At 68.9% G+C, this 22,269-nt stretch carries 23 protein-coding genes; 15 read left to right on the top strand and 8 right to left on the bottom strand.

Annotation, left to right across the window (positions count from 1 at the left end):
* Positions 1-199: 199 nt before the first annotated feature.
* From ACQHII_RS15545 to ACQHII_RS15525, 5 genes are all read left to right on the top strand, one after another.
* Positions 200-1,207 (top strand): ABC transporter permease, encoded by a 1,008-nt coding sequence (locus ACQHII_RS15545; protein ID WP_427919864.1) that lies wholly within the window; start codon positions 200-202, stop codon positions 1,205-1,207.
* Between the two features lie 69 nt (positions 1,208-1,276).
* On the top strand, positions 1,277-3,073 hold the full coding sequence (locus tag ACQHII_RS15540; RefSeq protein WP_427919863.1) for an ABC transporter substrate-binding protein: 1,797 nt from the start codon (positions 1,277-1,279) through the stop codon (positions 3,071-3,073).
* A gap of 111 nt (positions 3,074-3,184) precedes the next feature.
* Positions 3,185-4,183, top strand: coding sequence for an ABC transporter permease (locus ACQHII_RS15535; protein ID WP_427919862.1), 999 nt, complete (start codon positions 3,185-3,187; stop codon positions 4,181-4,183).
* Positions 4,180-5,277, top strand: a complete 1,098-nt coding sequence (locus ACQHII_RS15530) for an ABC transporter ATP-binding protein (RefSeq protein ID WP_427919861.1) — start codon at positions 4,180-4,182, stop codon at positions 5,275-5,277. Before ACQHII_RS15535 ends, ACQHII_RS15530 begins: the two co-directional genes overlap by 4 nt.
* 17 nt (positions 5,278-5,294) lie before the next feature.
* Complete coding sequence (locus ACQHII_RS15525) at positions 5,295-6,587, top strand: dipeptide ABC transporter ATP-binding protein (RefSeq protein ID WP_427919860.1); 1,293 nt, start codon at positions 5,295-5,297, stop codon at positions 6,585-6,587.
* 91 nt (positions 6,588-6,678) lie between these two features.
* Here ACQHII_RS15525 and ACQHII_RS15520 read toward each other — a convergent pair whose 3' ends face one another.
* On the bottom strand, positions 6,679-7,200 hold the full coding sequence (locus ACQHII_RS15520; RefSeq protein ID WP_427919859.1) for a hypothetical protein: 522 nt from the start codon (positions 7,198-7,200) through the stop codon (positions 6,679-6,681).
* Between the two features lie 281 nt (positions 7,201-7,481).
* Between ACQHII_RS15520 and ACQHII_RS15515 the strand changes: the two genes are divergently transcribed.
* Together ACQHII_RS15515 and ACQHII_RS15510 are read left to right on the top strand one after the other, a co-directional pair.
* Positions 7,482-8,873, top strand: a complete 1,392-nt coding sequence (locus ACQHII_RS15515) for a M1 family metallopeptidase (protein WP_427919858.1) — start codon at positions 7,482-7,484, stop codon at positions 8,871-8,873.
* 23 nt (positions 8,874-8,896) lie between these two features.
* Positions 8,897-9,568, top strand: a complete 672-nt coding sequence (locus ACQHII_RS15510) for a trimeric intracellular cation channel family protein (RefSeq protein WP_427919857.1) — start codon at positions 8,897-8,899, stop codon at positions 9,566-9,568.
* On the opposite strand, the gene ACQHII_RS15505 is transcribed toward ACQHII_RS15510, so the two are convergent.
* Complete coding sequence (locus ACQHII_RS15505) at positions 9,462-10,700, bottom strand: alpha/beta hydrolase (RefSeq protein WP_427919856.1); 1,239 nt, start codon at positions 10,698-10,700, stop codon at positions 9,462-9,464. The two genes, ACQHII_RS15510 and ACQHII_RS15505, sit on opposite strands and share 107 nt — an antisense overlap.
* A gap of 152 nt (positions 10,701-10,852) precedes the next feature.
* On the opposite strand from ACQHII_RS15505, the gene ACQHII_RS15500 reads away from it, so the two are divergent.
* Positions 10,853-11,716, top strand: coding sequence for a thioesterase family protein (locus tag ACQHII_RS15500; RefSeq protein WP_427919855.1), 864 nt, complete (start codon positions 10,853-10,855; stop codon positions 11,714-11,716).
* A 304-nt stretch (positions 11,717-12,020) separates the two neighbouring features.
* Here the strand turns inward: ACQHII_RS15500 and ACQHII_RS15495 are convergent, their stop codons facing one another.
* The gene (locus tag ACQHII_RS15495) at positions 12,021-12,608 is read right to left on the bottom strand and encodes a TIGR03086 family metal-binding protein (protein WP_427919854.1); all 588 of its coding nucleotides are present in this window, start codon (positions 12,606-12,608) and stop codon (positions 12,021-12,023) included.
* Positions 12,609-12,686: 78 nt separating this feature from the next.
* Between ACQHII_RS15495 and ACQHII_RS15490 the strand changes: the two genes are divergently transcribed.
* Positions 12,687-13,664 (top strand): helix-turn-helix transcriptional regulator, encoded by a 978-nt coding sequence (locus ACQHII_RS15490; RefSeq protein ID WP_427919853.1) that lies wholly within the window; start codon positions 12,687-12,689, stop codon positions 13,662-13,664.
* A gap of 140 nt (positions 13,665-13,804) precedes the next feature.
* Positions 13,805-14,167 (top strand): hypothetical protein, encoded by a 363-nt coding sequence (locus ACQHII_RS15485; protein ID WP_427919852.1) that lies wholly within the window; start codon positions 13,805-13,807, stop codon positions 14,165-14,167.
* A 78-nt stretch (positions 14,168-14,245) separates the two neighbouring features.
* On the opposite strand, the gene ACQHII_RS15480 is transcribed toward ACQHII_RS15485, so the two are convergent.
* A complete protein-coding gene (locus tag ACQHII_RS15480; protein WP_427919851.1) occupies positions 14,246-14,878 on the bottom strand; it encodes a TetR family transcriptional regulator in 633 nt (210 codons plus the stop codon).
* Between the two features lie 142 nt (positions 14,879-15,020).
* On the opposite strand from ACQHII_RS15480, the gene ACQHII_RS15475 reads away from it, so the two are divergent.
* From ACQHII_RS15475 to ACQHII_RS15465, 3 genes are read left to right on the top strand one after another with little or no spacing between them, the layout of a single operon-like run.
* Positions 15,021-15,188, top strand: a complete 168-nt coding sequence (locus ACQHII_RS15475; protein WP_019068631.1) for a hypothetical protein — start codon at positions 15,021-15,023, stop codon at positions 15,186-15,188.
* 44 nt (positions 15,189-15,232) lie between these two features.
* Complete coding sequence (locus ACQHII_RS15470) at positions 15,233-15,517, top strand: DUF4190 domain-containing protein (RefSeq protein ID WP_427919850.1); 285 nt, start codon at positions 15,233-15,235, stop codon at positions 15,515-15,517.
* 52 nt (positions 15,518-15,569) lie between these two features.
* On the top strand, positions 15,570-16,733 hold the full coding sequence (locus ACQHII_RS15465; RefSeq protein WP_427919849.1) for a cysteine desulfurase family protein: 1,164 nt from the start codon (positions 15,570-15,572) through the stop codon (positions 16,731-16,733).
* A 117-nt stretch (positions 16,734-16,850) separates the two neighbouring features.
* On the opposite strand, the gene ACQHII_RS15460 is transcribed toward ACQHII_RS15465, so the two are convergent.
* Together ACQHII_RS15460 and ACQHII_RS15455 are read right to left on the bottom strand one after the other, a co-directional pair.
* A complete protein-coding gene (locus tag ACQHII_RS15460; protein ID WP_427919848.1) occupies positions 16,851-18,416 on the bottom strand; it encodes a multicopper oxidase family protein in 1,566 nt (521 codons plus the stop codon).
* A gap of 213 nt (positions 18,417-18,629) precedes the next feature.
* The gene (locus ACQHII_RS15455) at positions 18,630-19,301 is read right to left on the bottom strand and encodes an N-acetylmuramoyl-L-alanine amidase (RefSeq protein ID WP_427919847.1); all 672 of its coding nucleotides are present in this window, start codon (positions 19,299-19,301) and stop codon (positions 18,630-18,632) included.
* A 60-nt stretch (positions 19,302-19,361) separates the two neighbouring features.
* Between ACQHII_RS15455 and mnmA the strand changes: the two genes are divergently transcribed.
* On the top strand, positions 19,362-20,492 hold the full coding sequence (gene mnmA, locus ACQHII_RS15450) for a tRNA 2-thiouridine(34) synthase MnmA (protein WP_427919846.1): 1,131 nt from the start codon (positions 19,362-19,364) through the stop codon (positions 20,490-20,492).
* A 24-nt stretch (positions 20,493-20,516) separates the two neighbouring features.
* Here the strand turns inward: mnmA and ACQHII_RS15445 are convergent, their stop codons facing one another.
* Complete coding sequence (locus tag ACQHII_RS15445) at positions 20,517-21,296, bottom strand: alpha/beta fold hydrolase (RefSeq protein WP_427919845.1); 780 nt, start codon at positions 21,294-21,296, stop codon at positions 20,517-20,519.
* A 51-nt stretch (positions 21,297-21,347) separates the two neighbouring features.
* Complete coding sequence (locus ACQHII_RS15440) at positions 21,348-21,671, bottom strand: DUF427 domain-containing protein (RefSeq protein ID WP_427919844.1); 324 nt, start codon at positions 21,669-21,671, stop codon at positions 21,348-21,350.
* A 51-nt stretch (positions 21,672-21,722) separates the two neighbouring features.
* Here ACQHII_RS15440 and ACQHII_RS15435 point away from each other — a divergent pair, with 51 nt between their 5' ends.
* A complete protein-coding gene (locus tag ACQHII_RS15435) occupies positions 21,723-22,262 on the top strand; it encodes a TIGR00730 family Rossman fold protein (protein WP_427919843.1) in 540 nt (179 codons plus the stop codon).
* Positions 22,263-22,269 lie beyond the last annotated feature (7 nt).

The following is a 22,269-nucleotide window of genomic DNA, read 5'->3' as shown; positions in this document are numbered from 1 at the left end:
CCCGTTGTCCGTATAACGGAACCCTCCAGCCCGCATCACGTTTACGCATCCATTCACCGCCAAGTCTGGCAACAGATCACCAAAGCGTTGAAGACTCCCGCACCAGGGGCCGTGCGCCCCGATGTACGACGGACTGATCATGGCCGCCACAGCGGCAAGTGTGGGCCGGCTACCGCCGGTTGAGAGGGGTCCCTGCCAGATGACGGCACCATTGCACGAGCCGACCGCGGAAGCGGCCCCGAGCGCAGCCGAGGAAGCGGCGATCGCCAACGCCGGTGACAAGGTCGTGCAGGGACGTTCCCTGGGCCGGATCGCCTGGGAGCGCCTCAAGCGCGACAAACTCGCCCTCACGGGCGGCATCGTCGTGGTCGTCCTCATTCTGGTCGCGGTTTTCGCCCCGATGATCGCCAGCCTGATCGGGCAGGATCCGGACACGTTCCACGAGACCCTGATCGACCCGCTGTTCGGCACCCCCAAGGGGTCGCTGGGTGGCATCAGCGGTGACCACCTGCTGGGGGTCGAGCCCGTCAACGGCCGCGACATCTTCGCGCGCATCCTCTACGGCTCCAGGATCTCGCTGCTTGTCGGCTTCCTGTCCGCGATCGTCGCCGTCGTGCTCGGCACCGTGCTCGGTATCCTGGCCGGCTTCTTCGGCGGCTGGGTCGACTCCCTGATCAGCCGTGTCATGGACGGGCTGCTGGCCTTCCCCCAGCTGCTCTTCATCATCGCGCTGGTCTCCGTGATGCCGAACGAGATGCTGGGCCTGAGCGGTTCCAGCGTGCGGGTCTTCGTGATGATCCTGGTGATCGGCTTCTTCGGCTGGCCGTACATCGGACGCGTGGTGCGCGGACAGACCCTGTCGATGCGTGAGCGCGAGTACGTCGAGGCCGCCCGCTCGCTGGGCGCCGGACGCTTCTACATCCTGTTCAAGGAACTGCTGCCCAACCTGGTCGCGCCGATCATCGTGTACACGACGATGATGATCCCCACCAACATCCTCACCGAGGCGGCACTCAGCTTCCTGGGCGTCGGCGTCAAGCCGCCCACCTCCTCCTGGGGACAGATGCTCTCCACCGCGATCGACTACTACGACTCGGACCCCATGTACATGGTCATTCCGGGTGTGGCGATCTTCATCACCGTTCTGGCCTTCAATCTCTTCGGCGACGGCGTGCGGGACGCGCTGGACCCGAAGGCTTCCCGCTGAACCGCATTGCCTCAAGCGTCCCGTGCCATCTACACGGGGTCTCTCATCAAATCCGGAGGATCCGAGATCGTGACTACCCAACGCACCTCAGGGCGGCGTAGGCAGGCCTTTGCCGCTGCTGCCGCGGTCGCCGGCATGCTGGCCTTGGCAGCGTGCGGCGGCGGCAACAGCAAGGACGACGGCGGTTCGAAGACCGGCGCCGCCGGCTTCGACGCGGCGAACAACAAGGTCGCCCAGGCCTCGCTGGTCAAGAAGGGCGGCGAGCTGAAGTTCGTCTCCGCCCAGGACGCCGACTTCTGGGACACCACGCGCGGTTACTACGGCTTCATGTGGGACTTCTCGCGGTACTACAGCCGTCAGCTGCTCACCTTCAAGACCGAGCCGGGTGCCGCGGGCGCCGAGCTCACGCCCGACCTGTCCACCGACATGGGCCAGGTCTCGGCCGACGGCAAGACCTACACCTTCCACCTGCGTGACGGGATCACCTGGGAGGACGGCAAGGCCATCACCTCCCAGGACATCAAGTACGGCATCGAGCGCGTCTGGGCGCAGGACGTGCTGTCCGGCGGTCCGATCTACCTCCAGCAGATGCTCGACCCGAACAACACCTACAAGGGTCCCTACAAGGACACCTCGAAGGACAAGCTCGGCCTGAAGGCGATCTCCACGCCCGACGCCAAGACGATCGTCTTCCACCTGCCCAAGGCGAACTCGGACTTCAAGCAGGTCCTCGCCATGGTCACGGCGTCCCCGGTCCGCCAGGACAAGGACACCAAGGCGAAGTACACGCTGCACCCCTTCTCCTCCGGCCCGTACAAGTTCCAGTCGTACAGCCCGGGCAAGAAGCTGGTGCTGGTGCGCAACACCAACTGGAAGGCGTCGTCCGACCCGGTGCGCAAGGCGTACCCGGACAAGATCTCGCTGACCATCTCCTCGAACCAGTCCGACATGGACCAGCGTCTGATCAACGGCGACTACGACATCGACGCCGGCCAGACGGGTCTGGGTCCGCAGGGCCGCACCATCGCCCTGAAGGAGCACAAGGCCAACCTGGACAACCCGATCTCCGGGTTCATCCGGTACGCGGTCTTCCCGCAGAGCGTCGCGCCGTTCAACAACATCGAGTGCCGCAAGGCGGTCATCTACGCGGCCGACCACGTGTCGCTCCAGACCGCGCGCGGTGGCCCGATCGCCGGTGGTGACATCGGTACCAACATGCTCCCGCCCGCCATCGCCGGTGGCGAGGGCCAGAAGTACGACCCGTACGGGATCTCCGGTGCCAACAAGACCGGCAACGACGACCTGGCCAAGAAGGCGCTGAAGGCCTGCGGTCAGCCGAACGGCTTCAAGACCACGATCGCCGTCCGCAACAACAAGCAGCAGGAGGTGGCCACGGCCACGTCCCTCCAGGCGGCGCTGAAGAAGGTCGGCATCCAGGCCGACATCTACCAGTACGACGGTTCGCAGAGCTCCGGCATCATCGGTTCCCCCTCGAACGTCGCGAAGAAGAAGCTCGGCATCATCATCATGGGCTGGGGCGCGGACTTCCCGACCGTCCAGGGCTATGGCGCCCCGCTGTGGGACAGCCGCTACATCCTCCAGAGCGGTAACAACAACTTCGCCCTGATCAAGGACAAGACGATCGACGGGCTGTTCGACCAGTACACCACCTCGCTGGACGAGTCGAAGAAGACGCAGATCGCCACGGAGATCAACCACAAGGTCAGCGAGGGCGCGTACTACCTGCCCTTCACCTTCGAGCGGCTCCTGAACTGGCGCTCCTCGCGGATCGCCAACGTGTACACGACGAACGCGTACAGCGGCTACTACGACTTCGTCAACATCGGTCTGAAGTCCACGAAGTAATCCCGGCACACCCGCCGTACGGCACGAAAGGCAGGTGAAGGCCGGCGCGGCGGGACCGCGGGCCACCGGACGACCTCCGGTGGCCCGCGGTCCCGCGGCGGGCCGTTAGCTGTGCTCGCTTACCTCATCAGGCGGCTGTTCGCCGCCGCAGTGATGCTGGTCGTCATCATCCTGGTGGTCTTCAGCATCTTCTTCCTCGTCCCCAAGTGGGCGGGCGTGGACATCGCCACGAGTTTCGTGGGCAAGCAGGCCGACCCTCATGCCGTAGCGGCGGTGCGGGAGAAGCTGGGTCTGAGCGACCCGATCTTCGTCCAGGTCTGGCACTTCTTCAAGGGCATCTTCGTCGGCCGGACCTACTCGGCCGGCGGCGACGTCACCCACTGTGCCGCGCCGTGCTTCGGCTACTCCTTCCGTAGCGAGCAGTCCGTATGGCCGGTGCTCACCGACCGCTTCCCGGTGACCCTGGGACTCGCGCTCGGTGCCGCCGTGCTGTGGCTGGTCTTCGGTGTCGCGGCGGGTGTGCTCTCCGCGCTCAAGCGGGGCACGATCTGGGACCGGTCGGCGATGGTCATCGCGCTCGGTGGCGTGTCCCTGCCCATCTACTTCACGGGTCTGCTCTCACTGGCGATCTTCAGTTACGGGCTGAACTGGATCAACGGCCAGTACGTGCCGCTGGAGCAGAGCTTCTCCGGCTGGCTGGGCGGCATGATCCTGCCCTGGATCACCCTCGCCTTCCTCTACGCCGCGATGTACGCCCGTATCACCCGCGCCACCATGCTGGAGATCCTCGGCGAGGACTACATCCGCACGGCACGCGCCAAGGGCCTCAAGGAACAGGTCGTCATCGGCAAGCACGCGATGCGCTCCACGATGACGCCGATCCTCACCATGCTCGGCATGGACCTCGGTGCCCTCATCGGTGGCGCCATCCTGACCGAGACGACGTTCAGCCTGCCCGGCCTCGGCCAGGCGGTGCTCACCGCCATCAAGAACCAGGACCTGCCCATTATTCTGGGCGTCACCCTGATCACTTCTCTCGCGGTGCTGCTTGCCAACCTCGTGGTGGACATCCTGTACGCCGTGATCGACCCCCGAGTGAGGCTCTCATGACGGAACTCAGCAAGAGCGGGGCCGCCGTGGGCGAACCCACGGACGCCTCTCCCGCGCCCACGGCCTTCCTCGAAGTGCGCGACCTCAAGGTGCACTTCCCCACCGACGACGGCCTCGTCAAGTCCGTCGACGGCCTCAGCTTCTCGCTGGAGAAGGGCAAGACCCTCGGCATCGTGGGCGAGTCCGGCTCCGGCAAGTCGGTGACCTCGCTCGGCATCATGGGCCTGCACACCGCCGGCCAGTACGGCAAGCGCAAGGCGCAGATCTCCGGCGAGATCTGGCTGGACGGCACCGAACTGCTGTCCGCCGACCCCGACCACGTGCGCAAGCTGCGCGGCCGGCAGATGTCGATGATCTTCCAGGACCCGCTCTCCGCGCTGCACCCGTACTACACGATCGGCGCGCAGATCGTGGAGGCGTACCGGATCCACCACGACGTCGACAAGAAGACCGCCAAGCGGCGCGCGGTCGAGATGCTCGACCGGGTGGGCATCCCGCAGCCGGACAAGCGGGTGGACAGCTACCCGCACGAGTTCTCCGGCGGTATGCGCCAGCGCGCGATGATCGCGATGTCGCTGGTCAACAACCCCGAGCTGCTGATCGCGGACGAGCCGACGACCGCCCTGGACGTGACCGTCCAGGCGCAGATCCTCGACCTCATCCGGGACCTCCAGAAGGAGTTCGGCTCCGCGGTCATCGTCATCACCCACGACCTGGGCGTCGTCGCCGAACTGGCCGACGACATCCTGGTGATGTACGGCGGCCGCTGCGTCGAGCGGGGACCGGCCGAGGACGTGTTCTACCAGCCCCGCCACCCCTACACCTGGGGTCTGCTCGGTTCGATGCCGCGGCTCGACCGTGAGCAGCAGGAGCGGCTGATCCCGGTCAAGGGCTCCCCGCCCTCGCTGATCAACATCCCGTCCGGCTGCGCCTTCAACCCGCGCTGCCCGTACGCGGACCTCCCGAAGGACAACGTCACCCGCACCGTCCGCCCCGAACTGGCCGAGGTCGGCACCCGGCACTGGGCCGCCTGCCACCTGGGCAAGGAACAGCGGGAGCGTATCTGGACCGAAGAGATTGCGCCGAAGCTGTGAGTGACGACGAGAAAGCGGTGACGATTCCCGCTCAGGCCGACGAGCCGCAGAAGCAGGGCGACACCCTCACCAAGGGGACCGCCCCCGGCGAGGTCCTGCTGAAGGTGACCGGGCTGCAGAAGCACTTCCCGATCAAGAAGGGCCTGCTGCAGCGGCAGGTCGGCGCCGTGCACGCGGTCGACGGCCTCGACTTCGAGGTCAGGTCCGGCGAGACGCTGGGCGTCGTCGGCGAGTCGGGCTGCGGCAAGTCGACGATGGGCCGGCTGATCACCCGGCTGCTGGAGCCGACCGGCGGAAAGATCGAGTTCGAGGGCAAGGACATCACGCACCTCGGTGTGAGCGGCATGCGTCCGCTGCGCCGCAATGTGCAGATGATCTTCCAGGACCCGTACTCGTCGCTGAACCCGCGCCACACCATCGGCACGATCGTCGGCGCTCCCTTCAAGCTCCAGGGCGTCGAGCCCGAGGGCGGCATCAAGAAGGAAGTGCAGCGGCTGCTCGAGGTGGTCGGTCTCAACCCCGAGCACTACAACCGCTATCCGCACGAGTTCTCCGGCGGTCAGCGCCAGCGCATCGGCATCGCCCGCGCGCTCGCCCTGAACCCGCGGCTGGTCGTGGCGGACGAGCCGGTCTCCGCGCTCGACGTGTCGATCCAGGCGCAGGTGGTGAACCTGCTGGACGACCTCCAGCAGGAGCTCGGCCTGACGTACGTGATCATCGCGCACGACCTCTCGGTGGTCCGGCACGTCTCGGACCGGATCGCGGTCATGTACCTCGGCAAGATCGTCGAGCTGGCCGACCGCGAGCTGCTGTACAAGGCGCCGATGCACCCGTACACCAAGGCGCTGATGTCGGCGGTGCCGATCCCGGACCCGCGGCGGAAGAACGCGAAGAGCGACCGCATCCTGCTCCAGGGCGACGTTCCTTCGCCGATCTCGCCGCCGAGCGGCTGCCGTTTCCACACCCGGTGCTGGAAGGCGACGCAGATCTGCACCACCACCGAGCCGCCGCTCCTGGAGCTGGTGCCCGGTCAGCAGGTCGCCTGCCACCACCCGGAGAACTTCGCGGACCAGGCTCCGCAGGACACGGTCCTGCTGACGGTCGCGAAGGAGGCCGAGAAGCTGCTCGGCGAGACGGCGCTCCAGGAGTCGGCGGAGACGTCGGCGGCGGTGGCGGCCACGCTCTCCGAGGAGGCGGCCGAGCCGGTGGCCGAGGTTGCCGAGCCGGTGGCCGAGGTTGCCGAGCCGGTGGCCGACGCTGCCGAACCGGTCGCGGAATCCGCCGAGCCGGAGGCCGACGGAGAGAAGTAGCGGGAATTCGAGCACGGGGAATGCCCCGGCGGCCGAAAAGGCTGCCGGGGCATTTCCATGTCCTGCCGGGGTTTTACCGGGTGTTCTCAATTCACGACTTGGTTTCCCAGTAATACCAGCCGACGGAGTTCACCGGAAGCTTTGCCGTCCCCTTGGCCAGCACCGTGGTGCTGCAGTTCGGGTTCGTCTTGTTCGACTCCCAGCCGACCTTGAAGCCGTAGGAGCCGTACTGCATGTTGCCGAACTTGTGGGCGCTGATGTTGTGCGTGTACGTGTGCCCGGTGGTGACCGCCACGGACTTGGTCACGGAGCCGCCCACGGACGCCTTGGCCGAGGCGAACAGGTAGCTCGCGCTCACCTCGAGGGAGGTGGAGAGGCTGTAGGAGATGGTGGATGCCTTGGTGACGTGGACCGACATCGTTCCGCCCGGGCCGTCGTGGTAGTACTGGCCCTTCGCCGGCAGCCGGTAGTGCGAGTGGGACGTGATCAGGACCCCGTAGGTGATGGGGCAGGACCTCTTCGGCGTGACGATCGCGGATGCCGGAGCCGCACCGGCGACGACGGGCAGCGTACCGGCCAGAATGAGCGTGGCGAGCTTGGCTCTCGTGCGCATGAATTCCCCCTGTGAGTTCTTCCGAAAACCTCAAGCGCGGCCGAGCCTAGGGACGTTGACAGAGGCAGGTCAATCGATAAAAAAAGCGTTGAGGAAGAATTGAGGTTGCCCTTTTGGGCAGTGAAATCTCTGGCAAAGATGTCGAAAAAACCCGCCGCCCGTCACGGTCAACTACCCTGTGACACATGACAAGTTGGTAAAGTCATGTACATGACGTGTGAGCCAAGGGCAGAGTCCTGCGTGTCCGACTGATCGGAAACACGCACCGAAGGGACGACTTCATGGCACTCTCCCGTTCGGCACGTCTGGGGGCCCTCGCGACCGCGGCGGCCTCTTTTCTTGTCATAGCCGCCTCCTCCGCCCCCACCCCCGGCGCCGACGGCATCGGTGACAGCTACTTCCCCCAGCTGGGCAACGGCGGCTTCGACGCCCGGCACTACGCCCTCGACGTGGCCTACAACCCCGACACCGACCGCCTCGACGGCCGTACGACCCTCACCGCCCGCGCCACCCAGAACCTCTCCTCCTTCGACCTGGATCTCCAGAAACTGGAGGTCACCAAGGTCGAAGTGAACGGCAGACGGGCCCAGTTCACCCGCACCGGCGACGAACTGCGCATCACACCGCGGGACTTCCTCCGCAAGGGCAGGGACTTCACGGTCTCCGTCACCTACGGCGGTGTGCCCGAACCCCTCAACGGACCCATCGTGTTCGGCTCCGACTACGGCTGGATGAAGACGACCGACGGAGTCTTCGTCGCCTGCGAACCCAACGCCGCCTCCACCTGGTTCCCCTCCAGCGACCACCCGTCCGACAAGGCCACCTACGACATCCGCATCAAGGCCCCCAAGGGCCTCACCGGAGTCTCCAACGGCCGCCTCGTCTCGACGTACGACAAGGGCGACTCGACGTACACCCACTGGCGCGAGAGCAAGCCGATGGCGACCTATCTCGCCACCGCCACCATCGGGAAGTTCGACGTGAAGACGGGGACGACGCCCGGCGGCACCCCGATCTACGTCGCGATCGACCCGGTCCTCGCCAACAGCAACAGCGTCGACGTGTACGCCGTGACGGCCGCCGCCACCGACTACTGGTCGCAGGTCTTCGGGCCGTACCCCTTCGAGGAGACCGGCGCGATCGTCGACGACATGCCGGAGGCGGGGTTCTCGCTGGAGGTGCAGAGCAAGCCCGCCTACTCGGCCGTGCGCAGCGAGACGACGATCGTGCACGAGCTGGCCCACCAGTGGTTCGGCGACTCCGTGTCGGTCGCGCACTGGAAGGACATCTGGCTCAACGAGGGCTTCGCGACCTACGCCCAGTGGCTGTGGGCCGAGCACCAGGGCACCCGCACCGCGCACGACTCGTTCCTGGCCGGCTACAACGCCCGTCCCGCCGACAGCGCCTTCTGGCAGACGGTCGTGGCGGACCCGCAGCGCGACACGATGTTCGCCTCCGCGGTCTACCAGCGCGGCGCGATGACCCTCCAGATGCTGCGCGAACGCATCGGCGACACCGCGTTCTTCAAGCTGCTGCCCACCTGGACGAAGCTGCACCGCTACGGCAACGCGAGCACCGAGCAGTTCATCGCGCTCGCCGAGAAGATCAGCGGCCAGCAGCTCGACGACCTCTTCCAGACCTGGCTCTACACGACGGGCAAGCCCACCCTCTGACGACCCACGGGTAACAATGTGGGGTGCTTCAGCAACTGTTCAGCCCCTCCGTCCAGCACACGCTCGACCTCGTCGGCATCTTCGTGTTCGCCATCTCCGGCGCGCTGCTGGCCGTCCGCAAGAACTTCGACGTGTTCGGCATCGCCGTGCTCGCCGAGGTCACCGCGCTGGGCGGAGGGCTGTTCCGGGACCTCATGATCGGCGCGGTGCCCCCGGCCGCCTTCACGGACCTGGGGTACTTCATCACCCCGCTCTTCGCCGCGCTCCTCGTCTTCTTCCTCCATCCGCACGTGGAGCGGATCCAGGCCGGCGTCAACGTCTTCGACGCGGCCGGCCTCGGCCTGTTCTGCGTCTCGGGCACGGTGAAGGCGTACGACTACGGGCTGAACCTCACCTCCTCGGCCGCCCTCGGTCTCGCCACCGCCGTCGGCGGCGGTGTGCTGCGGGACGTCCTCGCCAACGAGACCCCGTCCCTGCTCCGCTGGGACCGCGACCTGTACGCGGTCCCGGCGATCGTCGGTGCCACCATCTCCGTGCTCTGCATCCGCTACGACGCGCTGACCCCGCTCACCAGTGGGCTCGCGATCGTCACCGCTTTCGTGTTGCGCCTGCTCGCGATGCGGTTCCACTGGCGAGCTCCGCGTGCGTGGAACCGGAGGTCGAACGCCCGAGAGGATCCGACGACGACTTCGTGATCCGCGGGTGGTTCTGGCCCAGCTCCAGGGTCAGCCAGCGGAACACCGTCTTCACCTGGGGCCGCCACAGCGCCATGGTGTGCCCGCCGTCGCTGCGCGGCAGGAACACGACGTGCACGCTCGTCGGCGCCTTCGCGATCTGTTCGAGGGCCACGCCCGCCTCGTAGCCGTCGCCGGACTCGCCGGACAGGTACAGCGCGATCGGCGGCGGTGTGGCCGCCTTCTTGAGCAGCAGGTAGGGGTTGTTCGCCTCCCGCAGGGCCACGCTCTGCGCGGCCAGCGAATTGCGTTCGCCGATCGGGTCGTTGTAGCCGGACATGCTCACCGCGGCCTGATAGCGGTCGGGGTGGGCGACGGCGAGCTTGACCGCGCAGTGCGCGCCGGCCGAGTAGCCGGCGACTCCCCAGCCCTTGGGCGCAGGCTGGGCGCGGAAGTTGTCCGTGACCATCTTCGGCACGTCGACGCTGAGCCAGGTGTCGGCGTTGACCGTGCCGGGGATGTTGGCGCACCCGGTGTCCACGCCGGCCAGCAGGTTGTAGCGCGGTGCGACCAGGATGAAGGGCGCGATCCGCCCGCTCCTCATCAGCGGCTCCAGCTGCTGGGTCACGTGCATCGACCCGAACCAGGCCTTGGCGGAGCCGGGCCAGCCCGGCAGCAGTTCCACGACGGGGAACTTCTTGTGGCGGTAGGCCGCTTCCTTGTACTGCGGCGGGGTCCAGACGTAGACCTCGGCGTTCACGCCCGACACCCGGCCCTTGAGCTGGGTGACCTCCACCTGGCCCGCGGAGCTCATGCCGGGACCGGTGGCGGGGGAGAAGTCCTGCTTGACCTTGGGCAGCCGGTTCAGCGAGATGTTGCCGGTGCCGTTCTTGCCGAGGTTCGCGGCCTGCTGGACGTGGTTGCCGGTGCCGAGGAGGTCGGCCCAGTTGTCGTAGAGGTTGTTCTGGTTGTTGACCATGACGAAGACCAGGGTGACGGCAGTGGCCTGCGCGAACAGCAGCATCAGGGCCCGTGTCGCCACCCGTACGGCCTTGGGGCCGCGCATCCGCGACCACAGCACGAGCGGCAGTATGAGGGCGACGATCGTCAGCACGACGGCGGTGTAGAGGAACGGAGTCCCGGTGAGGCTCATGTCCCCAAAGAGGGGGATCACGGGCCGTGGGTCACGGACGAGTGCGGACACTTACCAAGAAATTGCCGGGCGCTCACCCGAGTGGCCGGTGTTTTCATATGCCCGCAACAACAAAGCTACCGCTTAGTAATCAACTGTTGTACGGTTCATCCATGCGAGAAGCAGCATCCGCACCGACGGCCACGCGGGCCACGATCGGTGACAGCGAGTTCGACCGCGACACGGCGGTCACCCGTCGCGCCCAGGGCGTCTACGACATCGACCTCTCGGCCGGCTGGACGATCATCAACGCGGTCAACGGCGGCTACCTCCTGTCCGTCCTGGGCCGGGCCCTGGCGGACGCGCTCCCGCACCCCGACCCGTTCACGATCTCCGCGCACTACCTCACGGCGTCCCAGCCCGGCCCGGCGGTCGTCCGCACGGACGTGATCCGCACCGGCCGCACCCTCTCGACGGGCCAGGCGTCCCTCCTCCAGTACGACGACGAGGGCCACGAGGTGGAACGCATCCGCGTCCTCGCCTCCTACGGCGACCTGGACGCACTCCCGGACGACGTCCGCACGACGGCGAAGCCGCCTGCTTTCCCGCCCATGGACCAGTGCTTCGGCCCGGAAGACGGGCCTGCTCCGGTCTCCGGCAGCTCGGCCATCACCGACCGCCTGATGCTGAAGCTCGACCCCTCCACCCTCGGCTGGGCCCTGGGTGCCCCCTCCGGCAAGGGCGAGATGCGCTCCTGGTTCGGCCTCGCCGACGGCCGCGACGCGGACCCCCTCTCCCTCCTCCTCGCGGTGGACGCGCTCCCCCCGACCGCCTTCGAGATCGGCCTCAAGGGCTGGGTCCCCACGGTCGAACTCACCGTCCACGTCCGCTCCCGCCCCGCACCAGGACCACTGAGGATCTCGATCACCACCCGCAACCTGGCCGGCGGCTTCCTGGAGGAGGACGCGGAGGTCTGGGACAGCGCGGACCGACTGGTCGCGCAGTCACGGCAGTTGGCACGGGCGCGGCTGGGCTGAGGGGCTCGCTCCCGCGCCGAGTTCGGCTGTCGGACTTCTGGCCGCGCCGGGCTCGGCCGACCGGCCCTTTGCCCGCGCCCGGCCACAACTGCCGCTGGACATCGGGTCCTTCGGGCGCAGGGCGCGGGGGCGCGGGATGTGTCGGGCTTGCGTTGGGCGGCAGGCGGCCTGGGCCGGTTCCGGATCGAGCCCGAAGGTGCGGCCGGTGACTCGCCGGGCCCCCGGGCGCGGGTCGCGATCTCCGTGACGCCGTATGCGATCCGCTGCGGCCTTCGTGGGGCCCGCCACCCTGCCCGCGCCCGGCTCAGCCGAGCGGCTTCCGCCCCAGCCAGGCCGCCAACTCGCCGTAGGCGTCCGCCTTTTCGGGTGTTGGCCGGGCCGTGTCGAAGGGGGTGTCCGCGTCGCGTTGCTCGTCCGGCAGGACGCGGTGGGCGATCGTGAGGGCGAACTCGGCGAGTTCCGGGTCGAGTTGGAGGGGGTGGCCGAGGGACTCGGAGAGGTCCCAGGTGTGGGTGACGTTCTCCATGAGGTAGCCGGAGAGGGCCGCGCGGCCCGGTGCCTCGCCCCACGGGACCCGGACCGGCGCGTCCAGCCGGGTGTCGTCCGCCCAGGCGTTGAGGACCTGGACGCGGGCCTCCTCGTACGCGGCCGGCCAGCCCTCGTCGGCGACTCCGTCCACGAAGGGGTGTACGGCCATCCCGTCGCCGCCCTCGCCGATCGTTGCGATGCGCAGGGTGCCGCCGACGAGATGGCTCAGCAGGGTCCGTACGTCGAACTCCGCGCACGGAGTGGGACCGGTCAGCTGCTCCGGCCGTACCGTCCTGATCAGCGCGGCGGCCTGCTCGGTGGCTCGGGTGTAGAGGGGGCGAGGGTCCGTGGTGTCTGTGTTCATGGCACCGATGGTCGATCAATAACCTGACAGATTCCGTCAACATTTGCGCCGCCTTTCCAAGCGGCGGATCCTGAGGGTGTGAAGGCCGACCGACTCCTCTCGATCCTGCTGCTCCTTCAGACCCGGGGCCGGGTCCCCGCGCACGAACTCGCCGACCGGCTGGAGGTGTCGGTGCGGACCATCTACCGGGACGTCGAGGCGCTCTCCGCCTCGGGCGTGCCGGTGTACGCCGAGCGCGGGCGGCACGGCGGGATCGAACTGCTCGCCGGGTTCCGTACCGACGTCACGGGACTGACCGCCGACGAGTCGCGCGCCCTGTTCATCCTGGCCGCGCAGGGCGCCCACGCGGCGCTCGGCCTCGACGCCGCGCTCGGTTCCGCGCTGCGCAAGGTGATGGCCGCGCTGCCGGCGCCGTACCGCCCGGCCGCCGAGGTGACCTCCCGGCGCATCCTCGTCGACGCCACCCGCTGGAAGGGCGGGCCCCAACCCGCCGTGGAGCTGGACGTGTTGCAGGACGCGGTGTTCACCGACCGGAGGCTGCGGCTGCGCTACCGGCACAGCGGCGCGAAGGAGCCGAGCACCTACACCGTCGACCCGTACGGTCTCGTCTCCAAGGCCGGCGTCTGGTACCTGGTCGCCGACCGCCGCGCGAGCCCCCGCCTCTTCCGCGCCGACCGTGTGCACTCGGCCACCCTCCTGCCCGACCCGGTGCAGCGCCGCCCGGGCGTCGAACTCGCCGACGCCTGGGAGGAGTTGCGCCGCCAGGTCGAGGAACGCCCCGGCGGACTCGACGTCACGGTCCGGGTCCGCCGCTCCCGCCTCGACATGTTCCTGCGCCTCAACGCCTCCTCGCTGGCCGAACTCCCCGACGACGAGGGGGAGAACGAGTGGGTGACGGTCAGGCTGACGTACGGCTTCGTCCGCGAAGCGCGTCAACTGCTCCAGTTCGCCGACGCGTTGGAGGTCGTGTCGCCGCCCGAGGCGCGCGCGGAAGTGGCCGCGGCGGCTGCTTCTGTCACGGAGCTGTACCAGCGAGTAGGCGAGCCGTCCTCGTGAACCAGCAGGTCAGAGCGTTGACTTGGGTTGTCCTTTACTCCGCGCACAGGGTGAGGACAGGGCGCCGACAAGGAAGCCCTAAGCGGCGTTGGTTGAGTTCCCGCCACAAGGCATCCTCATCGTTTTTGGAGCTGTTTCTCATGAAGCGTGCGCGTCTCCTCCCCGCAGTGGCCCTGCTGGCGCTCTCGCCCCTGGCCCTCGCGGCCTGCGGGTCGAGCGACTCCTCGTCGTCCTCCGGCAGCGCCAACTCCGGCTCCACACAGTCCTGTTCCGCGCCGACCGGCAACGCCACGGCGCGGGCCGGCGGTGCCCCGTCCGGCGCCCCCTCCGGTGCGCCCACGGGCGCCGCGGCCTCGGGCCGGCCGACGGGCATGCCGACCGGCAACGCCTCCGGCATGCCGAGCGGCGGTCCCGGTGGCGGCGGCCAGGGCGGCGGTCCTGGCGGCGGGTGCGGCGGAGGCCCGGGCGGCGGCCAGATGAGCGGGGCCCCGCAGCAGGGCTGACCGCTCTCCGCACGACAGGGGCGGCGCACCCGTACACCGGGAGCGCCGCCCCTGTCGTATGCCCGCGGCCGGAACGGCTCAGCCGAGCCAGTGCCGGCGGCCCACGCTGATCAACCGCATCTGGCGGGTGGCCAGTCGGGTCACCCGCTCGCGCTCGTGCTCGTCGTCGGCCGTCTCCCGCGCCTCCATGAAGAGCGAGGCCGTGATGAGCATCTGGTCGACGTAGAGGTGGGCCAGCATCAGCAGGTCCGAGTCGTTCCAGCCGTCGGACTCCGGGTCCTTGGCGAGTTCGGCCTTCACCTCCTCGGCGAACCGGGCGAGTTGGTCCCGGATGGCCTCCCGCACCGGCTGCACCCCGCCGTGCCGCTCGCGCGCGAGGAAGCGGACATGGGCCGGGTGGGCGTCCACGTGGTCGGCGATCAACCGGACGGCGCGCACGATGCGTTGGTCGCTGTCCTCCGCCGTCGCCACCGTCTGCCGGATCATCGGATGCAGACTGCCGAGCGCCTCCTCGACGAGCGCCACCCCGAGGTCGGCCGTGGAGCGGAAGTGCCGGTAGAAGGCGGTCGGGGCGACCCCCACGGCTCGGGTGACCTCGCGCAGGCCCAGGCTGCTCAGGCTCTGCTCCTCCAGCAGCCCCAACGCGGCGTCCAGCAACGCCTGTCGGGTCTTCTGCTTCTGTACCTGCCGGATGCCGAGGGTGTGACTCATGTCATCCAGTTAACAACTGTTCTCCGGAATTGAAAAGCCGTCGGAGACGCTAGACTCAAAGTCAGTGAACAAGTGTTACTACAACCGTTCACCGAAACGTAACGAGAGTCTGCTCAAGTCGTCTCGGAGGGGGAGTCATCCCATGCTGGTCCTCGTCGCAGCACTTCTGCTGTTCGGCGTCGTGATGGGCACCGTGGCCCACGCGTCGTTCGCCTTCACCGCCGTCGCCGCCACCGTCATCGCCGTCTGGCTGGGCATCTTCGCGCTCCGCGAGCGGCACGGCCGCCGCGGCCGTACGTCCGCCAACTGACCGCCCGCCCATCCGCCCACCCGATCCTCGGGAGCCGAACCACCATGCAACTCACCGCACCGGCAACCAGCAGCAGCACCGACTTCAAGGCCACCGGCCGCCGTGACGCCGACGGGATGGCCGTCGCGTCCTTCATCCTCGGCCTCGTCGGTCTGCTCGTCCTCAACGTCTTCCTCGGCCCGATCGCCATCGCCCTGGCCGGCGCGGCCCTCTGGCGCGGCACCACCCGCCGCGGCCGGGCCCTCCTCGGCCTCGGACTCGGCATCGCCGATCTGCTGGTCCTCGTCGCCTTCATGCAGCTCGACAGCACGGTCTCCTGGAACTTCTAGCCCTGCCCGCCCCTTCGGGGTGCCTGCCGGGGACCGTAGAATCGGCGGCACCATGGCATACCTCGACCACGCCGCGACCACCCCGATGCTTCCCGAGGCAGTCGAGGCGATGACGGCCCACCTGAGCACCACGGGCAACGCCTCCTCCCTCCACGCCGCCGGCCGCAAGGCCCGCCGTACGGTCGAAGAGTCCCGGGAGACCCTCGCCGAAGCGCTCGGCGCCCGCCCCAGTGAGGTGGTGTTCACCTCCGGCGGCACCGAGGCCGACAACCTCGCGGTGAAGGGCCTGTACTGGTCCCGCCGCGACGCCGACCCGGCCCGCACCCGGGTACTGGCCAGCCCCGTAGAGCACCACGCCGTCCTGGACGCCGTCCACTGGCTCGGCGAGCACGAGGGCGCCACCGTCGAGTACCTCCCGGTCGACTCCTACGGCCGTGTCCACCCCGAGGTGCTGCGCGAGGCCATCGCCCGCAACCCCGACGACGTCGCCCTGGCCACCGTGATGTGGGCCAACAACGAGATCGGTACGGTCCTGCCGGTCCGTGAACTCGCCGACGTGGCGCAGGAGTTCGGCGTACCGCTGCACGCCGACGCGGTGCAGGCCTTCGGCCAGGTCCCGGTCGACTTCGCCGCCTCCGGCCTCGCCGCGATGACGGTCTCCGGCCACAAGATCGGCGGCCCGTACGGCATCGGCGCCCTGCTGCTGGGCCGCGAGTACACCCCTGTACCCGTCCTGCACGGCGGCGGCCAGGAGCGCCATGTCCGCTCCGGGACCCTCGACGTCCCCGCCGTCGCCTCGTTCGCCGTCGCCGGCCGGCTCGCCGCGCAGCAGCGCGAGTGGTTCGCCCACGAGATCGGCGCCCTCCGCGACAACCTCGTGACGGCCGTCAGCACGGCGGTCCCCGACGCGATCCTCGGCGGCGACCCGGTGAACCGGCTGCCGGCCAACGCCCACTTCACGTTCCCCGGCTGCGAGGGCGACTCCCTGCTGCTCCTGCTGGACGCCCAGGGCATCGAGTGCTCCACCGGCTCGGCCTGCACCGCGGGCGTCGCCCAGCCCAGCCACGTCCTGCTCGCCACCGGCACCGACCCGGAACTGGCCCGCGGCACCCTGCGCTTCTCGCTGGGCCACACCTCCACGGAGGCCGACGTCGAGGCCGTGGCGAAGGCGATCGCCCCGGCGGTGGAACGGGCCCGCGCCGCCGGGCTGACCTGATCCGACCCGCACACGCGAAGAACCGGGGAGAGTCCGCCGACTCTCCCCGGCAACAGGTGTCCGGCGTCCACGGGGGAGGCCGACGCGGGACACCGGGGAACCGCGCTCCCTGCGGAACTAGGAGTCCGTCACCATGAGGGAGGCCATCATGCCCTCGTCCTCGTGCTGCAGCAGATGGCAGTGGAGCATGTACATATAGGTGTCGTCGGAGAAGTCGGTGAACTCCATGGCGATCTTGATCGAACCGCCACCGACCACCTCGTAGGTGTCGTACCAGCCGAGCTGGACCCCGGTCGGATCCTCGCCGTTGATCGAGATCAGCTGATAGGGCACGTCGTGCAGGTGGAACGAGTGCTCCAGCTGGGTGGAGTTCTGGATCGTCCAGATCTCCTTCGAGCCGACCGTCGTACTGATCATCGCCATCGCGGCCATGGTCGTGCCCGCCGACCCGTTGATCAGCATGGTCGCGCCGTTCTGACCCAGGGTGATCGTCCGGGCGGTGAAGTCGCTCGTGTCGTAGCGGTCGATGGTGTTGAGGGTGCTGGGCAGGTCGTCCGGGGTGTCGGAGCCGCTGGCCGTGATCGCGAGGAAGTCGTACGTGCCGCTGCCGCCGCGGATCCAGCCGGTGGTGATGACGGCCTGGAGGGTGGCGTCAGCGGTGAGGTCCATGGTGAATTCGGCACGGGCGCCGGCCACCAGGCGGATCGTGGTCACCTCGGTGGCCTCGGTCAGATAGCCCTGGTCGGTGCTGATCTGGGTGAGCGTGCCGCCGTCGCTGCGCTGGATCACGATGATGTCGGACGGCGAGGCGTTCAGCGCGCGGAACCGGGTCCGGGTCTTGGTGGCGGTGAAACCGAGCGTGGTGGAGTCCACGTTGGTGCCGTTGACCAGGAGGGGGAAGGTGGTCGTGCTCAGCCGGTAGCCGGCCGCGTCGTACTTGATGTCCCCGTCGGTGTCGACGGCCAGGGACTGGAAGATGAGCGGGATGTCGTCGACGCCGTAGTCGCTGGGCAGCGCGGCCGAGGCGTCCGTGGAGTCCTCGACGATGATCATCCCGGCGAGGCCGTGCACGGCCTGCTTGGCGGTGGTGCCCAGGGCGTGCGGGTGGTACCAGAGCGTGGTGGCCGGGTCCTTGACCGTGAACGTGGGGGACCAGGTCTCGCCGTCCGCGAAGGCGACCTGCGGGCCGCCGTCCATCTTCGCGGGCACGTGGGCGCCGTGGAAGTGGACCGTCGTGTCCTCGCCGATGTCGTTGGTGATGTTGAGGAGGACCACGTCGCCGTTGGTCCACTTCATGGTCGGGCCCAGGAAGTCCTGGTTGTAGCCCATCGTGCTGCTGGTGACGCCGGAGATGACCTCGTGGGTGCCGGTCTTCGCCTCCAGCGTGAAGGTGGTGGTGCCGTCGGAGGTGGTGCCCTCCAGCAGGTCCGGGATGGTGAGGGTGGTGTCCGCCGCGGACGCCTTGTTCTTCGCCGCGTCGTTCAGCAGGGAGAAGGCACCTCCGGCGGCGGCCACCGCCGCGATGCCGGCCCCGGCCATCCCGCCGAGGAACTTGCGCCGGTGCACACCCTTGCCCCGGGCCGCACCGCCCTTGCTGTGCTCGCGCTTCTCGGCCGTTGACTTGCGGTGGTTGCCCTTGGTGTCGTTGCCCGCTTCGGACGCGGGCTCGCTGGTGTGTGTCATGGCGCCAGAGATTTGACCTAAGGCCTGTGTAAAAACTGAGGGGTAGTTAGCAGTCAGCACAGCAATCTGTGAAAGGTAAGCGCGCCCGATCCCTTCACAACTCCCCTGCAACACAAGGCGAGTTGGCGTACCCCAGGTCACATCCCGAGCAGGGGACGCATCGGACACCGTCGTAACTGAAACGACTCATAGCCAAAGCAAGTGTGACCCGAGTCACACGCCTGTCCGGTGTGCCCGCCTTACGAGCGCCATGTACCGGTCCCAGTCCCAGTACCTTCCGGGGTCCGTGTGATCGGTCCCCGGCACCTCCACATGCCCGATGACGTGCTTCCGGTCGACCGGGATTCCGTAGCGCCGGCATATCCCCGCCGTCAGCCGCGCGGAGGACGCGTACATCGCGTCGGTGAACGACGAGGCCTCCTCCACGAAGCCCTCGTGCTCGATGCCGACACTGCGTTCGTTGTACTCCCGGTTGCCCGCGTGGAAGGCCACGTCCATCTCGCGGATCATCTGCGTGATGTGCCCGTCCTTGCGCACGATGTAGTGCGCCGCCGCCCCGTGCGCCGGATCCTGGAAGACCTTCACCGCGCCGCGGAAACTGCCCTGGGTCACATGGACGACCACCATGTCTATCCCGTAGTCGTCCGGCCGGTCCGCCCGCCGGTAGTTCGCCGGGGACGCAGCCACCCACTGCGCGCCCCGGAAGTCCACCGCGCCCGCCACCCGCGGCTTCTCCACCCCGGGCAGCCGCCACCACAGCCGCGCCAGCTCGTCCCGCGCCAGCGCCGCCGTCCCCACGGCGGCCGCGGCGCCGCCGATCAGCAGCGCCCGCCGGCCCGTGACCCCCCGCGCCGTCTCCGTGTGCCCGCCCTGTGTCTCCCCCATGCGATCTTCAACGGATACTCGCGGGTCCCGGTTCCCGGCGACCCGTACCCTGGAAGGGTTATGACTGAGACCTCGCAGCGCCCCCGCCCCCTTCGCGTACTCGCCGCCATGTCCGGCGGCGTGGACTCCGCCGTCGCCGCCGCCCGCGCCGCCGAAGCCGGCCACGACGTGACCGGCGTCCACCTCGCGCTCTCCGCGAACCCGCAATCGTTCCGCACGGGCGCGCGTGGCTGTTGCACCATCGAGGACTCACGGGACGCCCGCCGCGCCGCCGACGTCATCGGCATCCCGTTCTACGTCTGGGACCTCGCCGACCGCTTCCGCGAGGACGTCGTCGAGGACTTCGTCGCCGAGTACGAGGCCGGCCGCACCCCGAACCCCTGCCTGCGCTGCAACGAGAAGATCAAGTTCGCCGCGCTCCTCGACAAGGCGCTCGCCCTCGGCTTCGACGCCGTCTGCACCGGCCACTACGCCCAGGTCATCGTCAACGAGGACGGCACCCGCGAACTGCACCGCGCCTCCGACATGGCCAAGGACCAGTCCTACGTCCTCGGCGTCCTGGACGAGCGGCAGTTGGCGCACGCCCTCTTCCCGCTCGGCGACACCGTCACCACGAAGGACGAGATCCGCGCGGAGGCCGAGCGCCGCGGCCTCGCGGTCGCCAAGAAGCCCGACTCGCACGACATCTGCTTCATCGCCGACGGCGACACCCAGGGCTTCCTCGCGAACCGCCTGGGCAAGGCCGAGGGCGACATCGTCGACGAGTCCGGCACGGTCGTCGGCTCCCACGAGGGCGCCTACGGCTTCACCATCGGCCAGCGCAAGGGCCTGCGCATCGGCACCCCGGCCGCCGACGGCAAGCCGCGCTACGTCCTGGACATCTCCCCGGTGAACAACACGGTGACGGTCGGCCCGGCCGCCGCCCTGGACGTAGCCGCGCTGACGGCGATCAAGCCGCGCTGGTGCGGCACGGCCCCCTCGGGCCCCGGCACCTACACCGCCCAGCTCCGCGCCCACGGCGGCGAGACCGAGGTCACCGCCGAACTCGTCGACGGCACCCTGGAGGTGACGTTCACCGAGCCGGTACGGGGCGTGGCCCCCGGACAGGCGATCGTGCTCTACGACGACACGCGCGTGGTGGGCTCGGCGACGATCGCGACGACCACGCGCGCGGCGACGGCGATGGCCTGACCCTTCGGGGAGTCGCCCCGCCGGTCACTGTGCGAAGAACTCCGTGAGCAGCGGCGCCAGGACGGTCGGGTCCACCATGTGGGTCTGGCCGTCCAGCGTGCGATACGTCCCGTCCGGCGCCGCGTCCGCCACCGCCCGCGCGGCCTCCCGCATCCACTCCGCGCTCGCGCCGCCCGCGATCGTGAGGACCGGGACGGACAGCGACGCCAGCCGGTCCACCGGGACCAGGCCGTCGCCCATGGCCGCGTCGTCGTAGGCGAGGGTCGGGGCGATGGCCTCCATGCCGGCCCACATGGGGGAGCGGCGGGCGCCCTCGACCATCTCCGGGGGCGCGCCGGTGAGCGCCATGAACAGCTCGACGGCGTCGCCGTTACGCCCCTCGGCGAGCAGTTCCGTCAGCCGCCCGGTGTACTCGGCGCGCTCCTTGGCGCCGGACGCGTCGAGGGCGAACGGCGGCTCGTAGAGGGCGACTTGGGTGACGGGCAGGCCGCTCGCCACCGCGTGCAGCACCAGCGCACCGCCCGACGAGTGGCCGTAGAGCGCCGCACCGCCGCCCACGGCGTCGATCAGCGCCGCGAGGTCCTCGACCTCCCGGGCCACCGCGAAGGGCGCCGTGTCGCCGCTGGAGCCCCGGCCCCGGCGGTCGTACGGGACGGCCCCGAACCGGTGCGCGAGCTGCGCGGCCAGCGGCAGCAGGCCGTCGCCCGTCGTCATCGCGCCACCTACCAGGACGACGGGCGGGCCCGCACCGATGCGTTCGTACGCGACGGCGGTGCCGTCGCGCGAAACAGTCTTCTTGTCCATGCCCTGGAGACTGCCGCAGGGCGCCGGACTAATCGGTCACAACACTTCCGCTCACAACACTTCTACTTCGTAGAAGCAGAGGTGGTCCTTGATCTGCGCCACGTCGGGCTTGGGGTCGGGGTACGCCCACACCAGGTCGGTCGCGTCCGGGAGCGACCAGTAGGAGGCGTCGCCCTTGAAGGGGCAGTGGGTGTGGGTCTCGGAGGGGGTCAGGAGATCCAGGCGTACGTCCTCCGGGGGGAGGTAGTAGCGCACGGGACAGCCGGTCTCCTTCAGGACGAGGGGGCGGTCGCTCTCCGCCAGCACCTGGTCGCCGTGGACGACGCGTACCCGCTGGTCGCCCTGCTCGATCGTGATCGTGTGTCCGTCAGCCATACCGGAAAAGCACTCGCGGGCCCCCGGTTCTTCCCGCGTACGGTGACGGACATGAAGATCTGTGTCTTTCTCTCCGCCGCCGACCTGGACGAGCGCTACACGCGCCCCGCGCGGGAGTTCGCGGAACTCGTCGGCAAAGGCGGGCACACCCTCGTCTGGGGCGGTTCGGACGTCGGCCTGATGAAGGTGGTCGCAGACGGCGTACAGGCCGCCGGCGGACGGCTGGTGGGCGTCTCGGTGACCTTCCTGGCCGCGAAGACCCGCGCGGGCGCCGACGAGATGGTGATCGCGGCCGACCTCGCCGAACGAAAGAAGCTGCTGCTGGAGAAGGCCGACGCCGTGGTCGTCATGGTGGGCGGCACCGGGACGCTGGACGAGGCGACGGAGATCCTGGAGCTGAAGAAACACGGCCACACCGACAAGCCGGTGGTCCTGCTCAACACGGCGGGCTTCTACGACGGCCTGAAGACCCAGTTCCGGCGCATGGAGGACGAGGGGTTCCTGCCCGTCCCGCTCACCGACCTGGTGTTCTTCGCGGAGGAGCCGGTGGGGGCGCTGGCCTACCTGGAGGAGAGTCAGGGCATCGGGTGATGCGAGC

Origin of the sequence: Streptomyces sp. cg40 (genome assembly GCF_050320165.1) — a bacterium.
Lineage (GTDB): Bacteria > Actinomycetota > Actinomycetes > Streptomycetales > Streptomycetaceae > Streptomyces > Streptomyces hokutonensis.
Note: the sequence above shows the minus strand (reverse complement) of the source record. Positions and strands in the feature narration are given on the sequence as shown.

What these genes read in the sequence shown, in the direction of transcription:
- mnmA (WP_427919846.1), top strand. Translation starts at nt 19,362, where the DNA reads ATGACTGAGACCTCGCAGCGCCCCCGCCCCCTTCGCGTACTCGCCGCC.
- ACQHII_RS15435 (WP_427919843.1), top strand. Translation starts at nt 21,723, where the DNA reads ATGAAGATCTGTGTCTTTCTCTCCGCCGCCGACCTGGACGAGCGCTAC.
- ACQHII_RS15460 (WP_427919848.1), bottom strand. Translation starts at nt 18,416, where the DNA reads ATGACACACACCAGCGAGCCCGCGTCCGAAGCGGGCAACGACACCAAG.
- ACQHII_RS15515 (WP_427919858.1), top strand. Translation starts at nt 7,482, where the DNA reads ATGGCACTCTCCCGTTCGGCACGTCTGGGGGCCCTCGCGACCGCGGCG.
- ACQHII_RS15545 (WP_427919864.1), top strand. Translation starts at nt 200, where the DNA reads ATGACGGCACCATTGCACGAGCCGACCGCGGAAGCGGCCCCGAGCGCA.
- ACQHII_RS15485 (WP_427919852.1), top strand. Translation starts at nt 13,805, where the DNA reads ATGAAGCGTGCGCGTCTCCTCCCCGCAGTGGCCCTGCTGGCGCTCTCG.
- ACQHII_RS15475 (WP_019068631.1), top strand. Translation starts at nt 15,021, where the DNA reads ATGCTGGTCCTCGTCGCAGCACTTCTGCTGTTCGGCGTCGTGATGGGC.
- ACQHII_RS15440 (WP_427919844.1), bottom strand. Translation starts at nt 21,671, where the DNA reads ATGGCTGACGGACACACGATCACGATCGAGCAGGGCGACCAGCGGGTA.
- ACQHII_RS15470 (WP_427919850.1), top strand. Translation starts at nt 15,233, where the DNA reads ATGCAACTCACCGCACCGGCAACCAGCAGCAGCACCGACTTCAAGGCC.
- ACQHII_RS15500 (WP_427919855.1), top strand. Translation starts at nt 10,853, where the DNA reads ATGCGAGAAGCAGCATCCGCACCGACGGCCACGCGGGCCACGATCGGT.
- ACQHII_RS15465 (WP_427919849.1), top strand. Translation starts at nt 15,570, where the DNA reads ATGGCATACCTCGACCACGCCGCGACCACCCCGATGCTTCCCGAGGCA.
- ACQHII_RS15505 (WP_427919856.1), bottom strand. Translation starts at nt 10,700, where the DNA reads ATGAGCCTCACCGGGACTCCGTTCCTCTACACCGCCGTCGTGCTGACG.
- ACQHII_RS15495 (WP_427919854.1), bottom strand. Translation starts at nt 12,608, where the DNA reads ATGAACACAGACACCACGGACCCTCGCCCCCTCTACACCCGAGCCACC.
- ACQHII_RS15480 (WP_427919851.1), bottom strand. Translation starts at nt 14,878, where the DNA reads ATGAGTCACACCCTCGGCATCCGGCAGGTACAGAAGCAGAAGACCCGA.
- ACQHII_RS15445 (WP_427919845.1), bottom strand. Translation starts at nt 21,296, where the DNA reads ATGGACAAGAAGACTGTTTCGCGCGACGGCACCGCCGTCGCGTACGAA.
- ACQHII_RS15455 (WP_427919847.1), bottom strand. Translation starts at nt 19,301, where the DNA reads ATGGGGGAGACACAGGGCGGGCACACGGAGACGGCGCGGGGGGTCACG.
- ACQHII_RS15520 (WP_427919859.1), bottom strand. Translation starts at nt 7,200, where the DNA reads ATGCGCACGAGAGCCAAGCTCGCCACGCTCATTCTGGCCGGTACGCTG.
- ACQHII_RS15530 (WP_427919861.1), top strand. Translation starts at nt 4,180, where the DNA reads ATGACGGAACTCAGCAAGAGCGGGGCCGCCGTGGGCGAACCCACGGAC.